Consider the following 25,517-nt stretch of genomic DNA (forward strand, 5'->3'; position numbering starts at 1 on the left):
GGGGTTTCCCCATGTGAGAGTAGGTCATCGTCAAGATTAAATTCCGAAACCCCTATCTGCATCTGCAGGTAGGGGTTTTGTCTTTGTGGGCCGAAAGTTTCCTGCAAGGCGGGCATAAAAAAACCACCTTGGGAGGTGGTTTTCAGATATGTCACTGTCAGCTCAGTCGCCGTAATACTCGCAGCCACTGGTGCAGGTCTCATGGATACGCACCTTGCTCAGTTCTGGCAGCAATGGCTTGACCTGGTCCCAGATCCATTTGGCAATCACTTCGCTGGTCGGGTTCTCCAGGCCAGGGATGTCATTGAGGTAGTTGTGGTCTAGCTGCTCGTACAGCGGCTTGAAAATCGCCTTGATCTCCGAGAAGTCGCGAATCCAGCCGGTATGCGGATCCAGCTGGCCGGTCAGGTGCAAGGCAACCTTGAAGGAGTGGCCGTGCAGGCGCCCGCATTTGTGCCCGGCGGGCACATTCGGCAAGCGGTGGGCCGATTCGAAGGTGAACTCTTTGAAAATTTCCACGGTATCTTAGAACTCTGAAAACCAATGCTGACCGGCAGTTTAACAGCAAGCCTACTTCAACGGTTGCAGATGCTGGTGCAGCTTGCCGGTTTCCACCAGTTCCAGAAACTCGTCGCCCAGCCGCTGGCTTTCGCTCATGGCGGTACGCCAGTAACGTTGGCGGTTACCGGCATCGCCCATGAAGCGCTTGAAGTCGCTGCGATCCGGCAGCTTGCCGTAGGGCAGGCGGGCCAGGTACTGCGGCGAGGGTGCCAGCAACAGCACGTTCTGCAGGTACTGCGCATTGCTGCGCCGCCAGGGCAGGGCCTTGTCGAACCACCCCGGCACCACCTTGTGGGTGAAGTGAGGGTAAAGCACGATGTCCTCGCCGCTGTAGGGCAGGTCGAGGTGATAGTCGAGCAAGCCACCATCCCGGTAGGTGCCCGCCCCGACCCCCGGAATGTCCCGCACGCCTTCCATCACCATGGGAATGGAGCCTGAAGCGAGCAGGGCATGACGCAGGTTGTCGACCGCCAGCGGCAGGCAGCGCGAAGGGAAGTCCGTGAGGGGGTTCAACGGCGGTGCGCAGCGTGCGTCATGCAGGATCACGCGTTCGAAGTGCCGGGCCAGCCGCGAACGGCTCACGAGGTTGTCGGCAATCACCGACGACAGGCCTACGCCCAGTCGGCCTCGATGATCGTGCTGAAGCAGGCCGTGGCTTCTGACCAGCATGATGTTGAGCCGATAGTGGGGGTTGTCGAGAATGCGAGCATCCTGGCCCTCCAGCAGGTCATCGAGCATGCGACGACAGCTCTGGCTGACCTGGGCCTGGGTCACGCCCTTGGCGAAATCCTGCTCGGTATACAGATGGCCCAGGCGCAGCAGGGCCTGGGCGGGGTCGGGCAGGCAGGCACTGGCGAAGCGCCAGGAGCCGATCGATGCCCCGATCAGCGAGCGCGCGCGCGGTGCTGTGGGCAGCCACTGGCCGAACAGCGCCAGGTCGATACCCTGGATACCCAGCGCCTTGGGGCCGCCTGCAGCGCCCGGTAGCACCCCCACGTCTGCAGCCTGCAGACCGCGTTCGCGTACATGGGCAAACGCCCGCGTGCCGGCCTTGAGTGTCAGCGCTGGAAACTTGATCTGGATTGAGCTCATAAGGGCCTCGTTGTCCTGGATCAACGATTATAGAGAAGCGTGGACGGAACAGGGGCGCGCCTGAGCTATCATGGCGCCAGTTGTTTTCAGTTTCAGTTAAGTTCGGTTCGGTATTCTGAACCCGTAAGCAAGATTGATCCTAAATGGAGAGACACGATGAAAACATTGACTGCCCTGTTCGCCACCGCCGCCCTTGCCCTGAGCGCCAACGTTGCGCTGGCTAAAGACATCCCCACCAATGAAGTCGTGCAGCTGGTCCAGGCCAAGACCATCCTGTCGCTGGATGACCTCAACGCAAAAGCGCTGGCCAAGCATCCGGGTGCCACCATCAAGGACTCCGAGCTCGAGGACGTGTACGGCCGTTATGTGTACAAGGTCGAACTGCGTGACGCGCAGAACGTCGAATGGGACGTGGACCTTGATGCCAAGACCGGTGAAGTACTCAAGGACGCCAAGGACACCTGATGACTGCACGCAAGCGAACGGCACCGTGGCTGTTCCTCGCATTGCTGGTCTTCTGTACGCCGGCCCTGGCCCGCGACCTCGATCAGGATGAAGCCCTGGAGCTACGTCAGAAGGGCATCATCCTGCCGCTGGAGCAACTGTTGAACTCCGCCCTGGGGCGTTACCCCGGGGCGAAGTTGCTTGAGGCGGAGCTGGAAGAGAAGCACAACCGCTACGAGTACGAAGTCGAGCTGGTCACCCCGCAAGGGGTCGTGCGTGAAATCAAGTTCGATGCACGCACGGGTGTGCTGATCAAAGATGAGGAAGATGACTGATGCGCCTGTTACTGGTCGAGGACAACGTCCCGCTGGCCGATGAACTCACCCAGAGCCTGCAGCGCCAGGGCTACGCCATCGACTGGCTGGCCGACGGCCGAGATGCGGTGTACCAGGGTAGCAGCGAGCCCTATGACCTGATTATCCTGGACCTGGGCCTGCCTGGCCTGCCCGGCCTCGAAGTGCTGGCCCAATGGCGCGCCGGCGGGCTGTCGACCCCGGTGCTGATCCTGACCGCACGGGGTTCCTGGGCCGAGCGCATCGAGGGCCTCAAGGCCGGTGCCGACGATTACCTGAGCAAACCCTTTCACCCCGAAGAGCTGCAACTGCGCATCCAGTCGCTGCTGCGCCGCGCCCGTGGCCTGGCCAACCAGCCGACCCTGCAGGCCGCCGGCCTGCACCTGGACGAAGGCCGCCAGTGCGTGAGCCGCGACGGGCAGGACGTGCAACTGACCGCCGCCGAGTTTCGCCTGCTGCGCTACTTCATGTTGCACCCGCAGCAGATCCTTTCCAAAAGCCACCTGGCCGAGCACCTGTACAACGGCGAAACCGAGCGCGACTCGAATGTGCTCGAAGTACACGTCAACCACCTGCGCCGCAAGCTGGGGCGCAGCGTGATCGAAACCCATCGCGGCCAGGGCTATCGCTTTGGCGGAGTGGTCGAGTGAAGTCGATCCAGGCGCGCCTGAGCCTGGGGCTGGTCGGTGTACTGGTGGTGGTCGGCCTGGCCCTGGCGCAGATCAGCCTGTGGCTGTTCGAGGTCGGGTTGCAGCGCTACCTGGAGACGGGGTTGCGCAAGGAAAGCGAAAACCTGCTGGTGGCGCTGGTGCGCGGCCACAGCGGCCTCGAACTGGACGAGCGACGTCTGTCGTCGGCGTACCAGCGGCCGTTTTCCGGCTACTACTTCCGTATCGATTTCGAAGGGGGCAGTTGGCGTTCCCGCTCGCTCTGGGACATGGACATGCCCCGTCCGCCAACTCCCGGCCTGCACGCGGGCCTGGAGCTGGGCCCGGCTGGCCAGCAACTGCTGGTGCTGCGTGCCGACTACCGGCGCCTGGGCCAGGCGATCTCGATCAGCGTGGCGCAGGACTATACCCCCGTGCGCGACGGCTTCCGGCGCATGCAGCAGCTCGGCCTTGGCCTGGGACTGGTGGCGCTGCTGTTGATTCTGGTGCTGCAACGCATCACGGTCACACGCTCCCTGCGCCCACTGGAACGCACGCGCGAACAGATCGCCCAACTGCAGCAGGGCAAGCGCTCGCAGCTCGACAGTGAGGTGCCTGTCGAACTTGAGCCCCTGGTGGCGCAGATCAACCACCTGCTGGCACACACCGAAGACAGCCTCAGACGTTCACGCAACGCGCTGGGCAACCTGGGGCATGCCCTGAAGACTCCCCTGGCGGTGCTGATGAGCCTGGCGTCGAGCGAGCGCCTGAACGACCTGCCCGAGGTTCGCGCCCAGTTGCAGGCTCAGCTGGAGCAGATCCAGCAACGCCTGAGCCGCGAACTCAATCGCGCCCGGCTGGCCGGCGATGCCCTGCCGGGGGCGCATTTCGATTGCGCCACCGAACTGCCGGGCCTGCTATCGACCCTGGGCATGATTCACGGCGATCACCTGCTCATCCGCCATCAGGTGCCCGATGGGCTGTCCTTGCCCTGGGACCGCGAAGACCTGCTCGAGCTGCTGGGCAACCTGCTGGACAACGCCTGCAAGTGGGCCGACAGCGAGGTCTGCCTGAGCATCGAGCAAGAGGGCGGGGTGTATCGCCTGTGGGTGGACGATGATGGCCCGGGCATCCCCGAAAATGCCAGGGCCGGGGTGCTGGAGCGCGGTGCGCGGCTCGACGAACAGGTCGATGGCCATGGGCTTGGCCTGGGCATCGTTCGCGATATCGCCGAAGCCTGGGGTGGGCAGATGAGGTTGCTGGAAAGCCCGCTGGGCGGGCTGCGGGTGAGCATCGAGCTACCCCGCAGGGCAGCCCGATAACACCATCAGACGCGGAACTGGTCCATCAGCCCCTGCTGCTGGTTGGCCAGGCTGTTCAGCGACTGGCTGACCCGCGCCGACTCATTGGCCTGCTCCGAGAGTGACTCGGTCACATCGCGAATGGTCGCCACGTTGTTGTTGATTTCCTCGGCCACCGCGCTCTGCTCTTCGGCGGCACTGGCAATCTGCAGGTTCATGTCGCTGATCACGGTGACGGCCTCGCCGATCTGGCGCAGCGCAGTCACGGCCTGACCGACCTGGTCGACGCTACCCTGGGCCTGGCGGTGGCTGCTGTCCATGGCGCCCACCACCTCGCGGGTGCCGGCCTGCAGCTGCTCGATCACCTGACGGGTCTCCTCCACCGACTCCTGGGTGCGTCGGGCCAGGTTGCGCACCTCGTCGGCCACCACCGCAAAGCCGCGCCCGGCTTCCCCGGCACGGGCCGCCTCGATGGCGGCATTGAGCGCCAGCAGGTTGGTCTGCTCGGCGATGGAGCGGATCACTTCCAGTACCGAACCGATCTTCTCGCTGTTGTCGGCAAGGCCTTCGACCTGGGCCATGGCGGTGTTCATGTCGGCTGCCAGGGTATCGATGCTGGTGGTGGTGCGGTCGATCACCGCCAGGCCCTGACGGGTCGCCTGGTCGGCGTCACGCGCCGCCTGGGCCGCTTGCGCAGCACTGCGCGCCACATCCTGGGCGGTGGCGCTCATTTCGTGGGACGCCGTGGCCACCTGGTCGACCTGACGGTACTGCTGCTCCATGCCGGCGCTGGTCTGCGAGGCAATCGCCGAAGACTGGTCGGCAGTGTCGCGCGCCGCCTGCACCGAGCGTTTGACCTCGGCGATGATCGGCTGCAGCTTGTCGAGGAAGCGGTTGAACCAGCCGGCCAGTTCCCCCAGCTCGTCGCGCTTGTCGTAGTTCAGGCGGCGGGTCAGGTCGCCTTCGCCGCTGGCGATGTCCTTGAGCATGGCGGCCACGCCCAGGATGGGGCGGGTCACACTGCGCGCCATCACCCAGATCAGCAGCAGCCCCACGATCGCGGCCAGCACACCCAGGCCAAGCTCGATCAGGGTGCCACTGGTATTGCGCTGGTCGAGCTCGTTCTTGAGGGTCTCGGCCGGGCCGGTCAGGGCGCTTTGCGGCACATCCAGCAGCACGCCCCAGGGCTTGCCCCCCGGAATCGGTGCAAACGATGCCAGCACCTTCAGGCGCTCGTCCTTGTGGAGGCTCTGCAGGGGCGTGCCGCTGCTCAGCAGGCCTATCAGCTCCTTGCCGCTGGTGCTGTCGACCTGGTCGAAGCGTTGCGCCAGCTTGCCCGCATCCGGGCTGTAGCCGGCCAGCAGGCCGACCGGGCTGATGATGCCGATGCGGGTCTGGCCCTGGTACAGGTTCTGGCTGGCCTGCTGGCTCAGCGCCTGCAGGCTGTTCAGGTTGATGTCGATCGACAGGGTGGCGACCACCTTGTCGGCCACGATCAGCGGGAACACGATGCTGGTCATCAGTACCCGCTGACCGGCGATGTCATAGAAGTAGGGTTCGATCACGCAGGTCTTGCGCGTGGTACGCGGGCACACCGACCAGGTGTTGGCCGGCTCGCCGCTGGGGCCGATGCTGGTGTCGGTCATGTCCTTTTCGGGCAGCGCCATCGAGGTCAGCTTGCCGGGCGTGGGCTGCGACCAGTACAGGGCAAAGCGGCCGGCCTCGTTGCTGCCCAGCTCGGCCTGGTTGGCGAACAGGGCATCCTTGTTGTCCAGGGCGTTGGGCTCGAACACCAGCGACAGCCCCAGCAGGTCGGGGTTGGCCTGCAGCGCGGCGCGCACCTGGCGGGTCATGTCCTCGCGCAGGTCGAAGGCGTCCAGAAAGCGCTTTTCGGCCTGCTCGCGCAAAAACAGCACCTGGCGCGCAAAGCCTGCACCGTACTGGTAGGCATCCATGAACTGGCGGCGGATGCTCAAGGCCTGGACTTCGCCCTGGGACTCGATACGCGACTGGGCCGCTTCGGTCAGCATCTGCATGCTGCTGGCCTTGACCAGCTCGGAGTTGTGCTCCATGCGGTACAGCGAAAGGCCCACCAGCAGCGTAACGATGCTGGCCAGGCAGAGCCCGGCCAGCAGGGTGATTTTCCACTGGATGGAAAGTTGTCTCGACGACATGACGAAGTCCTTTGATCCAAAAAAGATTGAGGCTGACGACTGTAACGGCCAGGCGCAGTTTTTCTTTATTCAAACGTTCAATTGAAATGCGTCGTTTTCAGTCATGCATGCGACCCGCGTGCAGCCGTCTAGCCCCGTACTTTGACAAGTGGCGGGTGCTGCTTCAGAGTGTGCGCCCTCCCATAAAAACACCTGTCGTTCGGCCACTGCGCTCGCAGTCTGTCGCCGCAGCGCAAGCTTTGTCTGGTTTCTAGAGGTCATGAAATGAATGCAGTAATTGCCGCGGTCGGCATCATGCTGATATTGAGCCTGGCCCGTGTGCACGTGGTCATCGCCCTCATCATCGGCGCGCTCGCCGGCGGCCTGGTGGGCGGCCTGGGTATCGAAGGCACGCTCAAGGCGTTCAACGGCGGCCTGGGTGGCGGCGCCACGGTGGCATTGTCGTATGCGCTGCTGGGCGCATTCGCCGTGGCCATCGCCAAGTCCGGGCTGGCCCATGCGCTGGCCGATCGCGCCCTGTCGATGTTCCATGGTCAGGGCAATGCCGAAGGCGGCAAGATCAAGTGGCTGCTGATCGGCTTGTTGCTGGTGGTGGCGATCTCGTCGCAGAACATCCTGCCCATTCATATCGCCTTCATTCCGCTGCTGGTGCCGCCACTGCTGTACGTGCTGACTCGCCTGCAGATCGATCGGCGCCTGGTGGCCTGCGTGATGACTTTCGGCCTGATCACCCCCTACATGTTCCTGCCAGTGGGGTTCGGCAACATCTTCCTCAATCAGATCCTGCTGGCCAACGTCAGCCGTAGCGGGGTGGATGTCAGCGGCGTCAACGTGACCCAGGCCATGGCCATACCGGCGGCGGGCATGCTGTTCGGGTTGCTGCTGGCGGTGTTCTTCAGCTACCGCAAAAAGCGCGTGTACGACGTGGCAAAGATCGAGCAGGTCGAGCAGGTGGCCGTCAGCTACAACCCGTTGACGCTGATGGTGGCCGGCTGTGCGATCGCCGCGGCGTTCATCATCCAGCTGTGGCTGGACTCGATGATCATCGGTGCGATGGCGGGCTTTCTGATCTTCTCGCTGTCGGGCATCGTGCGCTGGAAGGACACCGATGACCTGTTCACCGAAGGCATGAAGATGATGGCCATGATCGGCTTCATCATGATCGCCGCGTCCGGCTTTGCCGAGGTCATGAAGGCCACCGGCGAAGTGAAGACCCTGGTGGAGGCCTCCGCCGGCTGGATCGACCACAGCAAGGCGGTCGGGGCGCTGCTGATGCTGCTGGTGGGCCTGCTGGTGACCATGGGTATCGGTTCGTCGTTCTCCACGGTGCCGATCCTGGCGGCGATCTTCGTGCCGCTGTGCGTGCAACTGGGCTTCGACCCGCTGGCCACCGTGTGCATCGTCGGTACTGCCGGCGCGTTGGGTGATGCCGGCTCACCGGCGTCGGACTCGACCCTGGGCCCGACCTCGGGCCTGAACGTCGACGGCCAGCACCATCACATCTGGGACACGGTGGTGCCGACCTTCCTGCATTACAACCTGCCGTTGCTGGCGTTCGGCTGGGTAGCGGCGATGGTGCTGTAACGCGCCAGGGTGCAGAGCTGGGCGCGAGGCTCAGCTTTTTCGCGGGGGCGGCGAGATGCGGTTGAGCACCGTATCGCCGTTCTTGTTGCGCGTCAGGTACACCGGCAGCACCTTGGGCATGTTGCTCACCAGGCGATTGACCTCGGTGGTGTTGTAGATGCCGCTGATGCGGATGCTGCCGGTACTGGCGTCCGCCAGCAGCAACGGCGTTTCCAGGTAGCGGTTGATCAGCGGCAGGGCCTGGTCCAGTGGCAGATTGTCGAGGATCAGCTTGCCGCCGCGCCAGGCCAGGCTGGTGTCGTGGGCATAGGTCTGGCTGAGGGCCGGCTCGTAGTCGCCGCGACGGTAGCTGGCCTGCATGCCGGGGCCCAGGCGATAGCCGCTGTCCGGGTCGCTGCTGTTGCTGCTGACCAGCACCGAACCTTCCACCAGGGTGACCTTCACCTGGTCCTGGTACTTCCACACGTTGAACTGGGTACCGGTCACCCGGGTCTGGCCCTTGCCGGCACGCACCACGAACGGGTGCTGGGTATCGTGCTGCACCTTGAAGAAGGCCTCGCCGTTGACCAGCGTCACCCGTCGTTCGTCCTTGTAGTTGGCGTAGCGCAGGGTGGTGTTGAGGTTCAACTCCACCTCGCTGCCATCCGGCAGCACCGCGCGGGCGATGGCATTGCCGCTTTCAACGCGCTCATAGCTGTTGGGCAGCCAGCCCTGTTCCCAGCCCACCCAGGCGCCAATCGGCAGCGCCACCAGCGCCACGGCCGCAGCCGAGGCCAGCCGACGCAAGGCGCGCCCGCGGGGCCTGGCTGACAGGGTGATTACCGGGGCAGCAGGGCGGGGCAGGTGGTCGGCGGTCTGCCAGATCTCCTGCATGGCCTGGAATTCCTGCTCGTGCAGTGGGTCGGCTGCGCGCCATTGCGCGCAGGCGGCACGTTCCTGTTCACTGCAGTCCTCAGCATGCAGGCGCATGCACCAGTGCGCAGCGGCATCGGTGATGGCATCAAGTTCGGCTGCGCTGAGGCTGGTTTGGTTCATTGATACTCCCGGTTTTGGCCATTCTACCCTTGGCAGGTGGCCAACGAGAACCGAGTTCATCGTGAATGACTATCAGTTGTAAGAAATATTTGAACGAAAAACCACGCAAATGCGTGGTTTTTATCGTTTAAGCACCCGCCTGGAGCGTTGCGCGGCTCAGAACAGCTCGGCTGGCAACTGGTACAGCGGCGCACTGCCTGCGCGGATGCTGGCCTGCAACGACAGTACCCTGGGCAGCAGACGCTCGACGTAGAAGGTAGCCGTGGCCAGCTTGGCCTCGTAGAACGCCGGCTCCTGCTCGCGCCGTTCGCGGGCAGTGGCCGCCATGCGCGACCACATGTAGGCGTAGGCCACATAGCCGAACAGGTGCAGGTACTCCACCGACGCCGCGCCCACCGCGTTGGCATCACCGGTGGCCTGCTCGCGTACCCACTGGCTCACGCTTTCCAGCTGCGCCAGGGCATGCAGCAGCGGTTCGCACAGGGGCGGACGGGTTTCACAGAAGCTGCGGATCTCGTTGGCGAACAGCGCCAGCGACTGTCCGCCATCGGCCACCACCTTGCGCCCCAGCAGGTCCAGCGCCTGGATGCCGTTGGTGCCTTCGTAGATCTGCGCGATGCGAACATCGCGCACCAGCTGTTCCTGGCCCCATTCGCGAATGTAGCCATGCCCGCCGAACACCTGCTGGCCCAGCACGCAGCTTTCCAGGCCCATGTCGGTGAAAAACGCCTTGGCCACCGGCGTCAGCAAGGCCACCAGGCGCTGCGCGGCCTCGCGCTCCTCCGGCTGCTCGGCGTACTTGGCGATATCCAGCTGCAGGCCGACATAGGTGGCGAACGCCCGGCCGCCTTCGGTCAGGGCGCGCATGCTCAGCAGCATGCGCCGTACATCGGCATGCACGATGATCGGGTCGGCCACCTTGTCGCTGGCCAGCGGCCCGGTGGCGGCGCGGCTTTGCAGGCGGTCCCGGGCGTAGCGTGCGGCGTTCTGGTACGACGCCTCGGCGCAGCCGATGCCCTGGATGCCGATGGACAGGCGCTCGTAGTTCATCATGGTGAACATCGCCGCCAGGCCGCGGTTGGGTTCGCCCACCAGGTAGCCCACGGCGCCATCGAAGTTCATCACGCAGGTGGCCGAGGCCTTGATGCCCATCTTGTGCTCGATCGATCCACAGCTCACCGCGTTGGTTTCACCCAGGCTGCCGTCCTCGCCCACCAGGCGCTTGGGCACCAGAAACAGCGAGATGCCCTTGGGCCCGGCCGGCGCGTCGGGCAGCTTGGCCAGCACCAGGTGCACGATGTTCTCGGTCAGGTCCTGGTCGCCGCCGGTGATGAAGATCTTGGTGCCGCTGACCCGGTAGCTGCCATCGGCCTGGGGTTCGGCCTTGCTGCGGATGATCCCCAGGTCGGTACCTGCATGCGGTTCGGTCAGGCACATGGTGCCGGCCCACTGCCCGCTGTACAGCGCCGGCAGGTAGGTGGCCTTCAATGCCTCGCTGGCGTGCGCGTCGATGGCCAGGCAGCAGCCGGCGCTCAGCGCCGAATACAGGCTGAAGCTGCAGTTGGCGGCGTAGAGCATCTCCTCGAACTGCACCGCGAGCATCTTGGGCATGCCCAGGCCGCCGTACTCTGGGTTGCCCGCCAGCCCGACCCAGCCGCCTTCGCGGTAGGTCTGCCAGGCCTGCACGAACCCCTGCGCAGTGGTGACCCGACCCTGCGCAAAGTGCACGCCTTCCTCATCGCCGCTGCGGTTGAGCGGGGCGATCAGCTGGCCGGTGATCTTGGCCGCCTCCTCCAGTATCGCATCGGCGGTATCCGCGTCGACGCTGGCCGCCAGCGCCGGCAGGCGTGCCCACAGGGCCGGGCCCTGGAACACTTCGTGAAGAACAAAACGCATGTCGCGCAGCGGTGCATTGAACTCAGGCATAACGGTTTCCGAATAAAGGTGAAAAAAAGTCAGAGCGCCTTGGCCCAGTCGCGCAACAGGTACTTCTGGATCTTGCCCGTGGAGGTTTTCGGCAGTTCGCTGAACACCACGGTCTTGGGCAGCTTGAAGCCGGCCAGATGCTCGCGGCAGAAGGCGATGATGTCCGCCTCGCGGGTACCTTCGAAACCGGCCTTGAGGGTGACGTAGGCACAGGGGGTTTCGCCCCATTTTTCATCCGGGCGGGCGACCACCGCAGCCTCGAGCACGGCCGGGTGGCGGTACAGCGTGTCTTCGACCTCGATGGTCGAGATGTTCTCGCCTCCGGAAATGATGATGTCCTTGAGCCGGTCCTTGATCTCCACATAGCCGTCGGCATGCCACACTGCCAGGTCGCCGGTATGGAACCAGCCGCCTCGGAAGGCTTCGGCGGTGGCCTCGGGGTTCTTCAGGTAGCCCTTCATCACGGTGTTGCCGCGCATGAAGATCTCGCCCAGCGTGTTGCCGTCGCGGGCCACCGGTTCAAGCGTTTGCGGGTCGGCCACCATCAGCCCCTCGAGGGTAGGGTAGCGCACGCCCTGGCGCGACTTGATGCGGGCCCGCTCCTCCAGCGGCTGCGCGTCCCATTCGGCATGCCAGGCACACACCGTCACCGGGCCGTAGACCTCGGTCAGGCCGTAGACGTGGGTCACCTTGATGCCCATTTCCTCCACCGCGCCGATCACCTTGGCGGGTGGCGCCGCCCCGGCCACCATCGCGTTCACGGGGTGGTCGATGGCGGCCTTGGCCGAGTCGGGCATGTTGATCAGCGCATTGAGCACGATCGGTGCGCCGCACAGGTGGGTGACCTGGTGCTCGCGAATCAGGGTCAGGATCTTCTGCGGGTCGACCCGGCGCAGGAACACATGGGTGCCGGCCAGGGCCGTCACGGTCCACGGGTAGCACCAGCCATTGCAGTGGAACATCGGCAGGGTCCACAGGTACACCGGGTGGTTGCCCATGGCCCAGGTCATCTGGTTGCCCAGTGCGTTCAGGTAGGCGCCGCGGTGGTGATAGACCACCCCCTTGGGGTTGCCGGTGGTGCCGGAGGTGTAGCTCAACGAGATCGCCTGCCACTCGTCCTCGGGCCAGTGCCACACGAACTCGGGGTCGCCCTCGGCCAGGAAGGCTTCGTAATCCAGGTCGCTGACGGCGCGGCCCTCGCCGTACTCCGGGTCGTCCACATCGATCACCAGCGGCGGGTGGGCCATCAGGCCCAGCGCTGCTTCGATCACCTTGTGGAATTCGCGGTCGGTGATCAGCACCTTGGCTTCACCGTGCTCGAGCATGAACGCGATGGCCTCGGCATCCAGGCGCACGTTCAGGGCGTTGAGCACCGCACCGATCATCGGCACACCGAAATGCGCCTCGAGCATGGCCGGAATGTTGGGCAGCATCACCGCCACCGTATCGCCCAGCCCGATGCCGCGGCCGGCCAGGGCGCTGGCCAGGCGGCGGGAGCGCTGGTAGGTTTCCTGCCAGTTGCGGCGGATGGCACCATGGATCACCGCCGGGTAATCGCCATAGACCGCAGCCGTGCGTTCGATGAAACTCAGCGGGGAAAGGGCGACATGGTTGACGGGGGCGGGCTGCAGGCCCTGGGAGAAGATCGACATGAACGGTTCCTGTGCAGGAGGCAGCCGCGATCAGGCGCTGGCTGAAACCTCCGATGGCTGATTGTTAGCTCTGATCAGGTTTCTGGAAGGCGGTACGTATACCGACTTCGGTGTTTCATTTTTACGCTGTTCTCCATATTACTTGGAAGATAGACTATAGCAATATGGTATAAATACTATAAAAAGCCGGAGCCCCAAGTGACCTTTCCTCCCTCGGCCTTGCTCGACAAGGACCCGCAACCCACCGTGCTGCTCGATGCCGCCGCCCAGGTGGTGGCCGCCAACCCGGCGGTGCAGGCGTTGTTCGACACCTGGCCCAAGCCGCCCGTGGGCAGCCTGCTGCCCGCCAACTACAAGGCGCTGGTGAGCGCCTGCCTGCACCAGCAGCGGGCGATTGCCGAGGTCGAGGCCCTGGTGCAACAGCGTATCCTGTTGTGGACCTTCGTCCCGCTGGAGGGCGGCCTGCAGGTGCTGGCCCGCTGTCGCGACGCCACGGTGGAGCGCCTGGCCGAGCGCGAGGCCAGCCAGGCACGTCGGTTGTACCGCCTGATCACCGAAAACACCACCGACCTGATCTCGCGCCATACCCCCGACGGGTGTTTCCTGGATGCTTCGCCGGCCTCCTATCGCCTGCTGGGCTACTGGCCGGAAGAGCTGCGCGGGGTGGCGGTGCAGTCGCTGTTTCACCCCCAGGACCGCCAGCAATCGCTGCTGCAGGCCTCCCAGGCGCTGGAGCAGGACGGCTACCAGACCATGACCTGCCGCGTGCGCCACCGCGATGGCCGCGACCTGTGGTTCGAGATCGCCAGCCGCGCCATCCGCGAAACCTACACCGGTGCGGTGGTCGAGATCGTCAGCGTGTCACGTGACATCACCGTGCGCATCGAAGCCCAGGAAAACCGCCGGCGCCTGGCCGAGGTGGTCGAGGCCAACACCGACCTGGTGCTGTTCACCGACCCCGCCGGCCAGCTCACCTACCTCAACCGTTCCGCCCGGCGTGCACTGGGCCTGCTGGAGGTGCAGGCCGTGCCGCCCCTGCGCGAGCTGCTGGACGAAGAAGCCCTGCAACGCCTCGACGAAGAGGGCTGGGCCTGCGCCGAGCGCGAAGGGGTGTGGCAATGCGAGGCGCGGCTGGCGCCCTACAACGGCTCGGCGCCGTTCCCGGTGTCGCTGGTACTGCTGGCGCACCGGGCGGCAGGTGGCGAGCGCTACTACTCGCTGGTGGCTCGCGACATGACCGAGCGCGAGCTGCGTGAACGCCAGCAGCGCCGGCACCAGGATGAACTGGCGCACACCGCGCGGCTGGTCACCCTGGGCGAGCTGGCCTCCGGCATCGCCCACGAGATCAACCAGCCGCTGGCAGCGGTGGTCAACTATGCCAGTGCCAGCCAGCGCTACCTGCTGGCGGTGGAGCGTGACCCGCAGGCGGCCGGGCGGGTCGCCCAGGGCCTGCAGCGCATCACCGAGCAGGCCACCCATGCCGCCGAAGTGATCAAGCGCCTGCGCTCGTTCCTGCGCAAGGAGCCGCGCCGCTTGCAGGCGCTCAACGTGGCCGATGTATCGCGCGAGGCCGTGCGCCTGTGTGCCTGGGAGGCGGCGCAGGCCCAGGTGACCATCGAGCAGCACATGGTGTACAACCTGCCGCCGGTATACGCCGACCGTGTCTTGCTCGAACAGGTCCTGCTCAACCTGTTGCGCAACGCCATCGACGCCAACCGCGAGCAGCATGCCGGGGCGCCTTCGCGCGTGCTGATCAGCGCCGACCAGCAGGCCGGTTGGCTGCGTATCCAGGTGGCCGACCAGGGCCCCGGGGTGGCCGCCGAGCAACTGGACGGCATCTTCACCCCGTTTACCACCAGCAAGCCCGAAGGGCTGGGGCTGGGCTTGAGCATGAGCCGCAGTATCGTCGAAGGGTTCGGCGGTACCTTGCAGGCGCACCCGGGTGATACCGGCGGATTGATTTTGTGCTGTCGGCTGGCGCCGGTGGCCAGTGCATGAACAAGGGGATTTCCATGCAGGAACCGAAGGTCTACGTGGTCGACGACGATCAGGGCATGCTCGACTCCACCGTCTGGCTGCTGGAGTCGGTGGGCCTGCAGGCGCTGCCGTTCACCAGTGGCCAGGCTTTTCTGGAGGCCTGCGATGCGGCGTTGCCGGCGTGCGTGCTGCTGGATGTGCGCATGCCCGGCATGGGTGGGCTGAGCGTGCAGGAAGCCTTGCGCGCCCGGGGCGTGCAGGTGCCGGTGATCTTTGTCAGCGGGCATGCCGATGTGCCGATCGTGGTACGCGCCTTCAAGGCCGGGGCCATCGATTTCATCGAGAAGCCCTACAACGACCAGTTGTTGCTCGACAGCGTGCAGGATGCCCTCGGGCGCTCGTCACGGGTTCAGGTCAGCAGTCGCCAGCGCGATGAAGTGCAGGGGCGCATCGACAGCCTCACCCCGCGTGAGCGCGACGTGTTCGTGCCCCTGGTGCAGGGCTATACCAATCGGGAGATTGCCGAGCAGTTGCAGGTCAGCGTGAAGACCGTGGACCTGTACCGTTCGCGGGTGATGAAGCGCATGCAGGCCGAACACCTGCCGGACCTGGTGGGGATGGCGATTGCGTGTGGGGTGGTGGACCCCTTGAAACTGCGTTGAATGCATCGCGGGTCAAGCCCGCTCCCACAGGTACAGTGCAAGCCTGTGGGAGCGGGCTTGACCCGCGATTGGGTGTCAGGAGCGACGTCCCAGCAACAGCCCGACCACCAGCCCGAAGCCGGCCGAAATCGCCACGGTCTGCCACGGGTGGCCGCCAATGTAATCCTCGGTGGCATCCACCGCCGGCTTGGCCTTTTCACGCACGCCGCCCACCGCATCCAGGGCCTGCTTGAGCTTGAGGCCCACCTGTGCGCGCAGGGTCTCGGCTTCTTCGCCCACCAGGGTGGAGCTGTCCTTGAGCAGCTTGTCAGACTCTTCGATCAGCGCCTGCAGTTCGCTGAAGGCCTGGTCCTTGATTTGTTCGGCATCGGCTTTAAGGGTGCTTTTCCTGGCCATGTACGCTTCCTCGTTGAATGATGGTCACTGTATCAATGGATACCTGAGCGCGCCGAAAGTTGCAGCGCCTTGGCGGCGCTCGGTGGCTACAGTGTAAGATAGCCCCCATTTTCAAGTGGCAGGAATCCCCATGAGTTTCAATCTGGCCAACATGAGCTTCGCCGAGCGGGCACAGATCGAGGACGAGAAGTCGCGACTGTTCGAGCTCTGGCAATCGAACCTGGGCAAGGCCAAGGCCGAAGCCGCGCGGCTGATCAGCGAGAAGCCGCGGCGCAAGGGCAAATGGGCCGAGTGGGTGCGCGCCGAGCTCGACGGCATGTCGCCGCCGGAGTTCGCCAACATGGTGCGCAGCGAAGTCAACAAGCTGATGGCGGCTGCCAAGTAGCCGACCCCCCAGCGCTACCACGCCGTATCGGTGGGCTTGGGCAGCGCCAGCCGCCCGCTGTCGGTGAAGCGCATCGTGCCGAAGGCGCCCCCGGCCAGCTTGCCGCGCAGCACATAGGGCATGCCATCCAGGTTGCTCACCCGGCTCAGGCCCACGGCCTGGCGCAGCATCGAGAACGCGGTGATGCTCACCGGAATGCTCAGTACCGCTTCGTCATAGCGCCCGATGCTGCCGTGCTGATCGCTGACCCCGGTTGCCAGCGGCTGGCCATTGACCTCCAGGTTGAGCGCCACGCCGTTGTAGTCGATGGGCGTTTCATTGGGGTTCTGCACCCGCAGTTTCACCGCCATGCGCATTTCCAGGTCCTGGCCGGGCAGCGGCTCGATGCCGATCACGCTGATGGTCAACGGGACGCGCCCCTGCAGCAACGCGCAGGCGCTCAGGCTTAGGGCCAGCAGCAGGCCCAGGCCGACACGCAGGGTATGACGCAGGAAACAGGGCATGGGGCTTGGCTCCGGACAAATGTCTCTGCAGTGTGGCAAATGCCCGGCGCGGTTGAAAGTGGCGCAAGCAGCGTAACAATCTGAATCATCTCCGGCCCGGCAGCGGGTTTCATCGCGAACCTCTCGCGCCGTAGGCTATCCAACGCCTGGGGCCACTGACGTTGTGCAGGAGATGAACGCGATGAACCGATGGTTGCCGGCACTGACCGGCGCAGCACTGAGCCTGATACTGGGCATGCCTGTTCAGGCCGCCGACGCGGGCAATCCCTACAACGACCCGGTGCGCCGCGCCAACCCCAATTCCCAGCAGGGCACCGTGCGTTCCACGCCACCGCCGCGCGGGCCTTCCACCCAGCCGCTGCCGCGCCCACCCACCCTCGACAATGGCGGCATCGGCAACGGCCAGAACCTGCGCCGTGAACAGGTGCCGCCGCGCCTGGACCCCTCCCGCCCGCCGCGCGAATCGACGCGTACGCCCTGATCGCTTGGCCCACTGCAAGGAACCCTGCATGTCTTCACGTACCTGGCTACTCTCCCTCTGCGCTGCGGCGCTGTTGCCGCTGACCGCCACCGCCGCCCCTGAGCGCACCTTCCCCAGCGAAGAAGGCCAGCTCACTGTCAGTACCCTGGCCGAGGGGCTGAAGAACCCCTGGGCGCTGGCGTTCCTGCCCGACGGGCAGGGCATGCTGGTGACCGAGCGCCAGGGCAACCTGCGCATCATCAGTGCCGACGGCAAGGTCGGTTCGCCGTTGAGCGGCGTGCCGCAGGTGTGGGCCAAGGGGCAGGGCGGGTTGCTCGACGTGGCGCTGTCGCCGCAGTTCGAGCAGGACCGCATGGTTTACCTCTCGTATGCCGAAGGCGGGGGTGATGGCGACACGGCCGGTACTACCGTGGGGCGCGGCCGCCTGTCGAGCGACAACCTGCGCCTGGACGACTTCAACGTGATCTTCCGCCAGCAGCCCAAGCTGTCCAGCGGCAACCACTTCGGTTCGCGGCTGGTGTTCGACCGCGACGGCTACCTGTTCATCGCCCTGGGCGAGAACAACCAGCGGCCCACCGCCCAGGACCTGGACAAGCTGCAGGGCAAGGTGGTGCGCATCCTGCCCGACGGCCAGGTGCCCAAGGACAACCCCTTTGTCGGCCAGAGCAACGTGCGCCCCGAGATCTGGTCGTATGGCCATCGCAACCAGCAGGGCGCGGCATTGAACCCGTGGACAGGCGAACTGTGGACCAACGAGCACGGGCCTCGCGGCGGCGACGAGATCAACATTCCCAAGCCGGGCAAGAACTACGGCTGGCCCCTGGCGACGCACGGCATCAACTACTCGCTGCTGCCGATACCCGAGGCCAAGGGCAAGCGCGTCGAGGGCGCGGTGGACCCGCTGCACGTGTGGGAGAAGTCCCCGGCCATCAGCGGCATGGCGTTCTACGACAACCCGCGTTTCAAGGCCTGGGACCACAACCTGTTCATCGGCGCGCTGGCCGCCCAGGAGCTGATCCGCCTGCAACTGGATGGCGAGAAGGTGGTGCATGAAGAGCGCCTGCTAGGGCAGTTGAATGCGCGTATTCGCGATGTGCGGGTGGGGCCGGACGGCTTTCTCTATGTGCTGACCGACGAGAGTGACGGTGCGCTGCTGAAGGTGGGCCTGACGCAGTAAGCGGCGGCGCGTCCTTTGCCGGCAAGGCCGGCTGCTGCAGGCGAAGCACGCCCCGCAAACCTCACTGATGCTACCCTTGGCCTTTTTCCGCACAGGCCCCCGGCATGTCCAGCCTCACCCCGCTGTCGTTGTACCGGCAATCCATCGAACTCAATGGCTTCGTCCCCGACGCTGCGCAGCAGCATGCCGTCGACTGCCTTCAAGCCTGTTTCGAGGCTCTTGAGCGCGGCGAGGTGGCGCGTGGGGTGTACCTGTGGGGCCCGGTCGGGCGCGGCAAGACCTGGCTCATGGACCAGTTCCACCGCTGCCTGCAGGTGCCCGCCCGCCGCCAGCACTTTCACCACTTCATGCGCTGGGTGCATCAGCGCCTGTTTCAGCTCAACGGCACCGCCGACCCCTTGCAGGCCCTTGCCCACGGCCTGGCCGAAGAGATCCGCGTGCTGTGTTTCGACGAACTGTTCGTCAACGACATCGGTGACGCCATCATTCTCGGTCGCCTGTTCCAGGTGCTGTTCGACAGCGGCGTGGTCATCATCGCCACCTCCAACCAGCCGCCGGCGCAGCTCTACGCCGACGGTTTCAATCGCGAACGCTTCGTGCCGGCGATTGCCGCCATCGAGCGGCACATGCACGTGGTGGCGGTGGACGGCGGCCAGGACCATCGCCTGCATCCCGGTGCCGAACTGCAACGCTACTGGGTGCGCCAGCCGGGCCAGCCCAGCGCGCTGGCCCAGGTGTTCGAGCAGTCGAGCGCGGGTGAACCGGTCAGCCGCGAGGACCTGAGCCTGGGCTACCGCACGGTCAAGGTGGTGCGACGCAGCACCTCGGCGGTGTGGTGCACTTACAACGAACTGTGCGAGCAGCCCCTGGCCGCCATGGACTTCATGGCCCTGTGTGATCGCTTCAAGGTCATTCTGCTGGGCGAGGTGCCTGCACTCGGCGCCCGGCAACGACCGGGCAGAATCGCCCGCGGCACCGAGGACGGCGCCGAGCGGGTAGTGGCGGGGGATCGCGAACTGCCGCAGCTGTCGATTCACGACGACAGCGTGCGGCGCTTCATCGCGCTGGTCGATGAATGCTATGACCGCCGCGTGGCGCTGTACGTGGAGGCCGAGGTGGCACTCGAGGCGCTGTATACCGAAGGCTACCTGGAGTTCCCGTTCCGCCGCACCCTCAGCCGGCTGCGCGAGATGCAACTGCAACGCTTCTGCTGAAGCCGCTCAGCTGTGCACCCAGCCCAGGGTCAGCAGCACCAGCACCAGGTAACGCCCGGCCTTGGCCACGGTCACCAGCAGCATGAAACGCCAGAATGGCTCGCGCATGATCCCGGCGATCAGCGTCAGCGGGTCGCCGATCACCGGCATCCAGCTCAACAGCAGCGACCACTGGCCATAGCGCTGGTAGCGCTGCTGGGCCCTGTCCAGCTGGGCCTGGCTGAACGGAAACCAGCGCTTGTCGCGCAAGTGCTCGATACCCCGGCCCAGCAGCCAGTTGACCACCGAGCCCAGTACATTGCCGGCGGTGGCAATCGCCAGCAGCAGCAACCAGGCATCAGGTTCGTGCAGCAGCAGCCCGACCAATACCGCCTCGGACTGCAACGGCAGCAGGGTGGCGGCGCCAAAGGCGCTGAGGAACAGCCCCCAGCCGCTCAGCATGGCGCCGTGCTCACGGGTAGTTGGCGACCACTTCGTCGGTGCCGTCGCGGGTCAGGCCGATGACCTGGTAGGCATCCTTGTGATCGCCCATCTCCATGCCTGGCGAGCCCATCGGCATGCCCGGCACGGCCAGGCCGCGCAGGTCGGGACGCTTGGCCAGCAGCTGGATCTGCTCGGCCGGCACATGGCCCTCGACGAACTTGCCGTCGATCACCCCGGTGTGGCACGACGCCAGGCGCGGCGCCACGCCCAGGCGCTGCTTGACTGCACTCATGTTCGGCTCCACATGGTCATTCACGCTAAAGCCGTTGTCGCGCAGGTGGCTGATCCATTCCTTGCAGCAACCGCAGTTGGGGTCGCGGTACACATCGATGGTCTGGCCGGCCTGGGCCAGCGCACTCATGGCCAGCAGGCCGAAGGCAACGAAATTCTTTTTCAGCATCGTGGATCTCCGGGGCCGCCGTCAGGGCAACCCGCGTCTCGAATGAACGGTGGTCGGTCAGTGCAACAGGGTAACCGGGCTCATGGCTGGAGCATAGCCGGGTGAAGCTGTCGCCAGACTGAGCGCTGCATTACAGATTTGTAAGGTAGGACACTGCCTGCGTGACCTGTGGGAGCACTCGCTCCTCTAACCCCAAACGATGGCGTCGTGCCTGGTCAGGGCGACCATCGGTGATGGAGTACCACAGTCAATCAAGGAAACATGACCCATGCAGGCACTCAAGGCCTACTTCAAGCGTCACGGGCACGAGCCGTTCCGGTTCGGTGAAGGGCGTATCAGCGGCTACCTGTCGGCCATGCTCGGCTTGCTCAGCCTGCTGGCGGTGCTGTGCTTTCTGTTCCCGCAGTGGCTGACCTTCGGCGAGTTCCGCAAAGTCTACAGCGAGCAGTTCGCCCGCACCCTGCTGCTGGCCGGGCTGGTGCTGGCTTTCAGCCTGGGCACCCTCAACATCCTGCTCAACCGGCGCAAGCGCCTGGGCTTCACCGGCATCAGCGCGGCGGGCCTGGCCGTGTTTCTGGGCGGCACCAACATTCAGACCGAAACCATCGGTCAAACCCCGTATTCCCTTGGCCTTGACTGGTTCGTGCTGGCGCTGCTGGTTTCGGCGATCATCTTCATCCCGCTGGAAAAGCTCTACGCCAAGGACCCACAGCAGAACATCCTGCGCCCGCAGTGGCGCACCGACCTGAGCTACTTCTTCGTCAGCCACATGCTGGTGCAGTTCATCCTGATCTTCGTCACCGCCTCGTCCACCTGGCTGGCCGGCTGGGTGGTGTCCGAAACGCTGCAGGCCAAGGTGCAGAGCCTGCCGATCGTGGTGCAGTTCGTGCTGGCGGTGTTCGTCGCCGACCTGGGGCAGTACTGGCTGCACCGCCTGTACCACGTGGTGCCGTGGATGTGGCGCTTCCATGCGGTGCACCATTCCAGCACCGCGATGGACTGGCTGGCCGGCTCGCGCATCCATTTCGCCGAAATCCTGCTGACCCGCACCGGCGTGCTGGTACCGCTGATCCTGCTGGGCTTCTCGCCGCAGGCGATGAATGCCTACGTGATCCTGGTGGGCGTGCAGGCGGTGCTGGCGCATGCCAACGTGCGAATCGACGGCGGGTGGCTGAACTACGTGCTGGTGATGCCGCGCTACCACCACTGGCACCATGCCCGGCACAAGGACTACATCTACAAGAACTACGCGATCCACCTGCCCCTGGTCGACATGCTGTTCGGCACCTTCAAGCTGCCGCGCAAGGAATGGCCGACCCGCTACGGCGTGTTCGGCAAGGACCTGCCCGAAGGCATCGTGCGCCAGCACCTGTACCCGCTGCAAAAGCCCGAGCCCAAGGCCTGATAGCCCTTTGCCCGCTGCCCCATGCTGCGTTAGCCTTGCCGGGTGAACGGCATTGGGGCCAGGAGTATCCATGGACAACGTGATCATCATTACCGGCGCCGGTCGCGGCATTGGCGCGGCCACTGCGCTGGCCGCTGCGCGGGCCGGCTACCGCATCTGCATCAACTACCTTGCCGATGACGCCTCGGCCCATCGCGTGCTGGAGCAGGTGCGCGCGCTGGGTGCCGAGGCGATCACGGTGCGCGCCGATGTCAGCGTCGAGGATGAAATCATCCAGCTGTTCCAGCGTGTCGACAAGGAACTGGGCCGGGTCACGGCGCTGGTCAACAACGCCGGCACCATCGGCCACCAGAGCCGGGTGGAAGAGATGTCCGAGTTTCGCCTGCTCAAGCTGATGAAAACCAACGTGGTGGGGCCGATGCTGTGCGCCAGGCATGCGCTGCAACGCATGTCGACCCGCCATGGCGGGCCGGGCGGTGCCATCGTCAACGTGTCATCGGTGGCCGCGCGGTTGGGTTCGCCCAACGAGTATGTCGACTACGCCGCCTCCAAGGGCGCGCTGGACACCTTCACCCTGGGCCTGGCCAAGGAAGTGGCGGGCGAGGGCGTGCGTGTCAATGGCGTACGGCCGGGCTACATCTTCACCGACTTCCATGCCCTCAGCGGCGATGCCGAGCGGGTTCGCAAGCTGGAACCGGGCATCCCCATGGGCCGTGGCGGGCAGGCGGCCGAAGTGGCCGAAGCGATCCTGTGGCTACTGTCGGACAAGGCCTCCTACACCACCGGCAGCTTCATCGACCTGGGCGGTGGGCGCTGAGCGCGCAGCATGGCCAAGGATATCGACAACCCGTGCATCTCGGCGTGCAAGCTCAGCGGCGAGCTGTGCGTGAGCTGCGGGCGCAGCAAGGACGAGATCAAGCAGTGGAAGCGCATGAAGCGGCCCGAGAAGATGGCCACGGTGGAGCGGGCGGCCAAGCGCCTGAAGGCCCTGAAGAAGAAAAACAAGCGCTAGGCCGCAGGTAGCGCGCCATCCTGACGCGCCCCCAGCGGTGGTCAGTGGGTGTTGACCAGGTCCTCTTCCTCCAGCCCGCGCGAGGCGCGGCCGACCAGCAACGGGTCGGGCTGGTGGGCGACTTTCGGGTCCTTGTCGGGGTAGTCCAGCGTGTGCAGGAAGTGGCGGATGCAGTTCAGGCGCGCCCGCTTCTTGTCGTCCGACTTGATCACGGTCCACGGCGCATCGGCGGTATCGGTGTGGAAGTACATCGCTTCCTTGGCGGCGGTGTACTCGTCCCACTTGTCCAGCGACTTGATGTCGATGGGCGAGAGCTTCCAGTGCTTGAGCGGGTCGTCACGGCGCGAGATGAACCGGCGCAGTTGCTCTTCGCGGTTCACCGAGAACCAGAACTTGAACAGCAGGATGCCGCTGTTGCACAGCATGCGTTCCAGCTCCGGGGTCTGACGCATGAACTCCAGGTACTGCATCGGCGTGCAGAAGTCCATCACCCGCTCGACGCCGGCGCGGTTGTACCAGGAGCGGTCGAAGAAGACCATTTCACCGGCGGTGGGCAGGTGCTGGATATAGCGCTGGAAGTACCACTGGCCCTTCTCCTGGTCGGAAGGTTTTTCCAGGGCCACGATACGCGCGCCACGCGGGTTCAGGTGCTCCATGAAGCGCTTGATGGTGCCGCCCTTGCCGGCGGCATCGCGGCCTTCGAACAGCACCACGATGCGCTGGCCGGTGGCTTTTACCCAGTTCTGTACCTTCAGCAGCTCTATCTGCAACTCATGCTTGGCCTTTTCGTACTCGGCGCGGCGCATGCGGTTGCGGTAGGGGTAGTTGGCGGGCAGGGCGGCAGACACGCTGTCTTCGTTGGAGCCGCGACGCGGCGCACTGGCCACCTGCAGCGCGGCAGGCTCGTGGCTGATGGCACTGATTTCGATTTCGGCAGGGATCACCTGAGCAGGCTTGCGCGGGGCGCGTGGGCGGCGCGAACGAGTGACGGCCGCTTTGGGCGTGGCCGGCGAACTGCTGTCGTTGGACGAGGCGGATGGCAGGGGCAGGGGGTGTACGGTGGATTCTTCGCTCATGGTGGGCCTGTTTTGCGTTCTGATTTCCTCTATCTAGTGTAGGAGTGTGATTTTGCGATCTGTTGATCCTGGTCAATAGCGTGGAGGCAAGTGGCCATATATCACGCGGTAACGGTGGTGCTGCAATCGCGGGTCAAGCCCGCTCCACAGAAACCGTCGAACCTGTGGGAGCGGGCTTGACCCGCGATTGCAGACGGCACGGTCTCAGATCTGCACCAACCGCCCCGCATGCTCGGCCGGCAACCGATCCCCACGCCCGAACAGCTTGTGGCGCAAGGTGCCCGCCTCATACTCGGTGCGATAGCGCCCGCGCCGCTGCAGTTCCGGCACCACCGTGTCGACCACCGCCTGCAGGTCATCCGGCACCACCGCGTAGGTGAGGTTGAAGCCGTCGATGCCGGTGGCATCCAGCCACTGCTCCAGCTGGTCGGCAATCTCCACCGGCGACCCCAGCAGCACCGGGCCACGCCCGCCCAGGCTGACGAACTCCGCCGCCTCGCGCACGGTCCAGCGCCGGTTCGGGTCCGACCTGGTAAAGGCGGCCAGCGCCGTGCGCCCGGCATCGTTCTCGATGTACTCGATCAGCGCATCCGGCTCCAGGTTGGAAAAATCGATCCCGGTCCAGCCCGACAGCAAGGCCAGCGCCGCCTCGATATCCACGTACTGGCGGTACTCGTCCAGCCTGGCCTGGGCCGCTTCGCGCGTGTCACCCACGATCAGCAGCGCCTGCGCGTATATCAGCACCTCGCCTTCCTGGCGCCCGGCCTCGCGCGTGGCCTGGCGAATGCCGTCCACATAGCTGCGCAGTACCGTCTGGGTCGGGCCGCTGATGAACACGCATTCGGCATGGGTAGCGGCAAAGCGCTGCCCGCGTGCCGAGGCGCCGGCCTGGAACAGCACCGGGGTGCGTTGTGGCGATGGTTCGCTCAGGTGCACGCCAGGCACCTGGAAGTGCGCACCGGCATGCCCGATCGGGTGCACCCGCGCAGGCTCCACGAACACCCCGCGGGCCTGGTCGCGGACCACCGCATCGTCGTCCCAGCTCTTCTCCCACAGCTTGTAGAGCACCTGCAGGTACTCCTCGGCCAGCTCGTAACGCTCGTCGTGGGCCAGCTGCCGGGCCAGCCCCAGGTTGCGCGCGGCGCTGTCCAGGTAGCCGGTGACGATGTTCCAGCCCACCCGCCCGTCGCTCAGGTGATCGAGGGTCGACATGCGCCGGGCGAACGGGTACGGGTGCTCATAGGTGAGGCTGAAGGTGATGCCGAAGCCCAGGTGCTCGGTGACCCCGGCCATGGCCGGCACGATCAGCAACGGATCGTTCACCGGTACCTGCACGCCGCCGCGCAGGGCTGCGTCGTGGCTGCCCTGGTACACGTCGTACACGCCCAGCACATCCGCGATGAACAGCGCGTCGAAACGTCCGCGTTCCAGCAGCCTGGCCAGCCCGGTCCAGTAGCTCAGGCGATTGAAATCGCTGCTGGTGTTGCGTGGGTGGCGCCACAGCCCCGGCGACTGGTGCGTGGCGGCGTTCATGCTGAAGGCGTTGAAACGGATGGGCTTGGACATGCTCGAATCGC

Annotated in this window: 26 protein-coding genes; 14 read left to right on the forward strand and 12 right to left on the reverse strand. The window is 65.2% G+C overall.

The features are described 5' to 3' along the window. Positions 1–162 precede the first annotated feature (162 nt). Complete coding sequence (queD, locus tag NJH59_RS16195; protein ID WP_043861143.1) at positions 163–519, reverse strand: 6-carboxytetrahydropterin synthase QueD; 357 nt, start codon at positions 517–519, stop codon at positions 163–165. A gap of 51 nt (positions 520–570) precedes the next feature. Further along, positions 571–1,653, reverse strand: a complete 1,083-nt coding sequence (locus NJH59_RS16200) for a patatin-like phospholipase family protein (RefSeq protein WP_078481103.1) — start codon at positions 1,651–1,653, stop codon at positions 571–573. A 156-nt stretch (positions 1,654–1,809) separates the two neighbouring features. Here NJH59_RS16200 and NJH59_RS16205 point away from each other — a divergent pair, with 156 nt between their 5' ends. Genes NJH59_RS16205 through NJH59_RS16220 form a run of 4 tightly spaced genes read left to right on the forward strand, consistent with a single transcriptional unit; the run spans position 1,810 to position 4,419 of the window. Beyond that, positions 1,810–2,118, forward strand: a complete 309-nt coding sequence (locus NJH59_RS16205) for a PepSY domain-containing protein (RefSeq protein WP_043861141.1) — start codon at positions 1,810–1,812, stop codon at positions 2,116–2,118. Further along, a complete protein-coding gene (locus tag NJH59_RS16210) occupies positions 2,118–2,432 on the forward strand; it encodes a PepSY domain-containing protein (RefSeq protein WP_043861140.1) in 315 nt (104 codons plus the stop codon). Before NJH59_RS16205 ends, NJH59_RS16210 begins: the two co-directional genes overlap by 1 nt. Then, positions 2,432–3,100 carry a response regulator transcription factor gene (locus NJH59_RS16215; protein WP_043861139.1) on the forward strand — a complete coding sequence of 223 codons (669 nt, stop codon included), beginning with the start codon at positions 2,432–2,434 and terminating at the stop codon, positions 3,098–3,100. Before NJH59_RS16210 ends, NJH59_RS16215 begins: the two co-directional genes overlap by 1 nt. Beyond that, positions 3,097–4,419: a sensor histidine kinase gene (locus tag NJH59_RS16220; protein ID WP_043861138.1), complete on the forward strand. Its 1,323-nt coding sequence runs from the start codon at positions 3,097–3,099 to the stop codon at positions 4,417–4,419. Before NJH59_RS16215 ends, NJH59_RS16220 begins: the two co-directional genes overlap by 4 nt. A gap of 5 nt (positions 4,420–4,424) precedes the next feature. Here NJH59_RS16220 and NJH59_RS16225 read toward each other — a convergent pair whose 3' ends face one another. Continuing rightward, positions 4,425–6,572, reverse strand: coding sequence for a methyl-accepting chemotaxis protein (locus tag NJH59_RS16225; RefSeq protein ID WP_054916516.1), 2,148 nt, complete (start codon positions 6,570–6,572; stop codon positions 4,425–4,427). Between the two features lie 264 nt (positions 6,573–6,836). On the opposite strand from NJH59_RS16225, the gene NJH59_RS16230 reads away from it, so the two are divergent. Beyond that, positions 6,837–8,156 (forward strand): Na+/H+ antiporter NhaC family protein, encoded by a 1,320-nt coding sequence (locus tag NJH59_RS16230; protein WP_078481101.1) that lies wholly within the window; start codon positions 6,837–6,839, stop codon positions 8,154–8,156. A 30-nt stretch (positions 8,157–8,186) separates the two neighbouring features. Here NJH59_RS16230 and NJH59_RS16235 read toward each other — a convergent pair whose 3' ends face one another. The 3 genes from NJH59_RS16235 to NJH59_RS16245 form a co-directional block, all read right to left on the reverse strand. After that, the gene (locus NJH59_RS16235; protein ID WP_043861136.1) at positions 8,187–9,191 is read right to left on the reverse strand and encodes a FecR family protein; all 1,005 of its coding nucleotides are present in this window, start codon (positions 9,189–9,191) and stop codon (positions 8,187–8,189) included. 156 nt (positions 9,192–9,347) lie between these two features. Next, entirely contained in the window at positions 9,348–11,117 is a 1,770-nt protein-coding gene (locus NJH59_RS16240) for an acyl-CoA dehydrogenase C-terminal domain-containing protein (protein WP_058540428.1), read from the reverse strand. 29 nt (positions 11,118–11,146) lie between these two features. Then, positions 11,147–12,769: an acyl-CoA synthetase gene (locus tag NJH59_RS16245; RefSeq protein WP_088514884.1), complete on the reverse strand. Its 1,623-nt coding sequence runs from the start codon at positions 12,767–12,769 to the stop codon at positions 11,147–11,149. Positions 12,770–12,967: 198 nt separating this feature from the next. On the opposite strand from NJH59_RS16245, the gene NJH59_RS16250 reads away from it, so the two are divergent. Both NJH59_RS16250 and NJH59_RS16255 read left to right on the forward strand, forming a co-directional pair. After that, entirely contained in the window at positions 12,968–14,767 is a 1,800-nt protein-coding gene (locus NJH59_RS16250; RefSeq protein WP_043861133.1) for a PAS domain S-box protein, read from the forward strand. A gap of 14 nt (positions 14,768–14,781) precedes the next feature. After that, complete coding sequence (locus NJH59_RS16255) at positions 14,782–15,408, forward strand: response regulator (protein WP_088514900.1); 627 nt, start codon at positions 14,782–14,784, stop codon at positions 15,406–15,408. Positions 15,409–15,483: 75 nt separating this feature from the next. Here NJH59_RS16255 and NJH59_RS16260 read toward each other — a convergent pair whose 3' ends face one another. Further along, entirely contained in the window at positions 15,484–15,804 is a 321-nt protein-coding gene (locus tag NJH59_RS16260) for a YqjD family protein (RefSeq protein ID WP_043861132.1), read from the reverse strand. Between the two features lie 130 nt (positions 15,805–15,934). On the opposite strand from NJH59_RS16260, the gene NJH59_RS16265 reads away from it, so the two are divergent. Further along, a complete protein-coding gene (locus NJH59_RS16265) occupies positions 15,935–16,189 on the forward strand; it encodes a hypothetical protein (protein ID WP_043861131.1) in 255 nt (84 codons plus the stop codon). A 14-nt stretch (positions 16,190–16,203) separates the two neighbouring features. Here NJH59_RS16265 and NJH59_RS16270 read toward each other — a convergent pair whose 3' ends face one another. Then, positions 16,204–16,692, reverse strand: a complete 489-nt coding sequence (locus NJH59_RS16270; protein WP_253087019.1) for an LEA type 2 family protein — start codon at positions 16,690–16,692, stop codon at positions 16,204–16,206. 235 nt (positions 16,693–16,927) lie between these two features. On the opposite strand from NJH59_RS16270, the gene NJH59_RS16275 reads away from it, so the two are divergent. The 3 genes from NJH59_RS16275 (at position 16,928) to zapE (ending at position 19,564) form a co-directional block, all read left to right on the forward strand. Further along, positions 16,928–17,173: a hypothetical protein gene (locus NJH59_RS16275; RefSeq protein ID WP_229590274.1), complete on the forward strand. Its 246-nt coding sequence runs from the start codon at positions 16,928–16,930 to the stop codon at positions 17,171–17,173. A 28-nt stretch (positions 17,174–17,201) separates the two neighbouring features. Next, positions 17,202–18,350 carry a PQQ-dependent sugar dehydrogenase gene (locus tag NJH59_RS16280; protein WP_253087020.1) on the forward strand — a complete coding sequence of 383 codons (1,149 nt, stop codon included), beginning with the start codon at positions 17,202–17,204 and terminating at the stop codon, positions 18,348–18,350. A 104-nt stretch (positions 18,351–18,454) separates the two neighbouring features. Then, the gene (gene zapE / locus NJH59_RS16285) at positions 18,455–19,564 is read left to right on the forward strand and encodes a cell division protein ZapE (protein WP_253087021.1); all 1,110 of its coding nucleotides are present in this window, start codon (positions 18,455–18,457) and stop codon (positions 19,562–19,564) included. A gap of 6 nt (positions 19,565–19,570) precedes the next feature. Here the strand turns inward: zapE and NJH59_RS16290 are convergent, their stop codons facing one another. Both NJH59_RS16290 and NJH59_RS16295 read right to left on the reverse strand, forming a co-directional pair. Next, on the reverse strand, positions 19,571–20,005 hold the full coding sequence (locus tag NJH59_RS16290; RefSeq protein WP_043861126.1) for a YqaA family protein: 435 nt from the start codon (positions 20,003–20,005) through the stop codon (positions 19,571–19,573). 10 nt (positions 20,006–20,015) lie between these two features. Continuing rightward, the gene (locus tag NJH59_RS16295; RefSeq protein ID WP_043861125.1) at positions 20,016–20,447 is read right to left on the reverse strand and encodes a DUF411 domain-containing protein; all 432 of its coding nucleotides are present in this window, start codon (positions 20,445–20,447) and stop codon (positions 20,016–20,018) included. 268 nt (positions 20,448–20,715) lie between these two features. Here NJH59_RS16295 and NJH59_RS16300 point away from each other — a divergent pair, with 268 nt between their 5' ends. From NJH59_RS16300 to NJH59_RS16310, 3 genes are all read left to right on the forward strand, one after another. Beyond that, on the forward strand, positions 20,716–21,852 hold the full coding sequence (locus NJH59_RS16300) for a sterol desaturase family protein (RefSeq protein WP_043861124.1): 1,137 nt from the start codon (positions 20,716–20,718) through the stop codon (positions 21,850–21,852). Positions 21,853–21,922: 70 nt separating this feature from the next. Then, positions 21,923–22,669, forward strand: a complete 747-nt coding sequence (locus NJH59_RS16305) for an SDR family oxidoreductase (protein WP_043861123.1) — start codon at positions 21,923–21,925, stop codon at positions 22,667–22,669. A gap of 9 nt (positions 22,670–22,678) precedes the next feature. Next, entirely contained in the window at positions 22,679–22,864 is a 186-nt protein-coding gene (locus NJH59_RS16310; protein ID WP_043861122.1) for a DUF1289 domain-containing protein, read from the forward strand. A 41-nt stretch (positions 22,865–22,905) separates the two neighbouring features. On the opposite strand, the gene ppk2 is transcribed toward NJH59_RS16310, so the two are convergent. Next, entirely contained in the window at positions 22,906–23,940 is a 1,035-nt protein-coding gene (gene ppk2, locus NJH59_RS16315; RefSeq protein ID WP_043861121.1) for a polyphosphate kinase 2, read from the reverse strand. A gap of 204 nt (positions 23,941–24,144) precedes the next feature. Then, on the reverse strand, positions 24,145–25,506 hold the full coding sequence (locus NJH59_RS16320) for an LLM class flavin-dependent oxidoreductase (RefSeq protein WP_054916510.1): 1,362 nt from the start codon (positions 25,504–25,506) through the stop codon (positions 24,145–24,147). Positions 25,507–25,517: the final 11 nt, after the last annotated feature.

It is taken from the genome of Pseudomonas sp. VE 267-6A (assembly GCF_024126555.1).
GTDB classification, from domain to species: domain Bacteria; phylum Pseudomonadota; class Gammaproteobacteria; order Pseudomonadales; family Pseudomonadaceae; genus Aquipseudomonas; species Aquipseudomonas palmensis.

Excerpts from the sequence above, each read along its gene's own strand:
- NJH59_RS16200 (WP_078481103.1), bottom strand. The coding sequence starts at position 1,653 with ATGAGCTCAATCCAGATCAAGTTTCCAGCGCTGACACTCAAGGCCGGC.
- NJH59_RS16205 (WP_043861141.1), top strand. The coding sequence starts at position 1,810 with ATGAAAACATTGACTGCCCTGTTCGCCACCGCCGCCCTTGCCCTGAGC.
- NJH59_RS16210 (WP_043861140.1), top strand. The coding sequence starts at position 2,118 with ATGACTGCACGCAAGCGAACGGCACCGTGGCTGTTCCTCGCATTGCTG.
- NJH59_RS16215 (WP_043861139.1), top strand. The coding sequence starts at position 2,432 with ATGCGCCTGTTACTGGTCGAGGACAACGTCCCGCTGGCCGATGAACTC.
- NJH59_RS16225 (WP_054916516.1), bottom strand. The coding sequence starts at position 6,572 with ATGTCGTCGAGACAACTTTCCATCCAGTGGAAAATCACCCTGCTGGCC.
- NJH59_RS16230 (WP_078481101.1), top strand. The coding sequence starts at position 6,837 with ATGAATGCAGTAATTGCCGCGGTCGGCATCATGCTGATATTGAGCCTG.
- NJH59_RS16235 (WP_043861136.1), bottom strand. The coding sequence starts at position 9,191 with ATGAACCAAACCAGCCTCAGCGCAGCCGAACTTGATGCCATCACCGAT.
- NJH59_RS16240 (WP_058540428.1), bottom strand. The coding sequence starts at position 11,117 with ATGCCTGAGTTCAATGCACCGCTGCGCGACATGCGTTTTGTTCTTCAC.
- NJH59_RS16245 (WP_088514884.1), bottom strand. The coding sequence starts at position 12,769 with ATGTCGATCTTCTCCCAGGGCCTGCAGCCCGCCCCCGTCAACCATGTC.
- NJH59_RS16255 (WP_088514900.1), top strand. The coding sequence starts at position 14,782 with ATGCAGGAACCGAAGGTCTACGTGGTCGACGACGATCAGGGCATGCTC.
- NJH59_RS16260 (WP_043861132.1), bottom strand. The coding sequence starts at position 15,804 with ATGGCCAGGAAAAGCACCCTTAAAGCCGATGCCGAACAAATCAAGGAC.
- NJH59_RS16265 (WP_043861131.1), top strand. The coding sequence starts at position 15,935 with ATGAGTTTCAATCTGGCCAACATGAGCTTCGCCGAGCGGGCACAGATC.
- NJH59_RS16270 (WP_253087019.1), bottom strand. The coding sequence starts at position 16,692 with ATGCCCTGTTTCCTGCGTCATACCCTGCGTGTCGGCCTGGGCCTGCTG.
- NJH59_RS16275 (WP_229590274.1), top strand. The coding sequence starts at position 16,928 with ATGCCTGTTCAGGCCGCCGACGCGGGCAATCCCTACAACGACCCGGTG.
- NJH59_RS16280 (WP_253087020.1), top strand. The coding sequence starts at position 17,202 with ATGTCTTCACGTACCTGGCTACTCTCCCTCTGCGCTGCGGCGCTGTTG.
- zapE (WP_253087021.1), top strand. The coding sequence starts at position 18,455 with ATGTCCAGCCTCACCCCGCTGTCGTTGTACCGGCAATCCATCGAACTC.
- NJH59_RS16290 (WP_043861126.1), bottom strand. The coding sequence starts at position 20,005 with ATGCTGAGCGGCTGGGGGCTGTTCCTCAGCGCCTTTGGCGCCGCCACC.
- NJH59_RS16295 (WP_043861125.1), bottom strand. The coding sequence starts at position 20,447 with ATGCTGAAAAAGAATTTCGTTGCCTTCGGCCTGCTGGCCATGAGTGCG.
- NJH59_RS16300 (WP_043861124.1), top strand. The coding sequence starts at position 20,716 with ATGCAGGCACTCAAGGCCTACTTCAAGCGTCACGGGCACGAGCCGTTC.
- NJH59_RS16305 (WP_043861123.1), top strand. The coding sequence starts at position 21,923 with ATGGACAACGTGATCATCATTACCGGCGCCGGTCGCGGCATTGGCGCG.
- NJH59_RS16310 (WP_043861122.1), top strand. The coding sequence starts at position 22,679 with ATGGCCAAGGATATCGACAACCCGTGCATCTCGGCGTGCAAGCTCAGC.
- ppk2 (WP_043861121.1), bottom strand. The coding sequence starts at position 23,940 with ATGAGCGAAGAATCCACCGTACACCCCCTGCCCCTGCCATCCGCCTCG.
- NJH59_RS16320 (WP_054916510.1), bottom strand. The coding sequence starts at position 25,506 with ATGTCCAAGCCCATCCGTTTCAACGCCTTCAGCATGAACGCCGCCACG.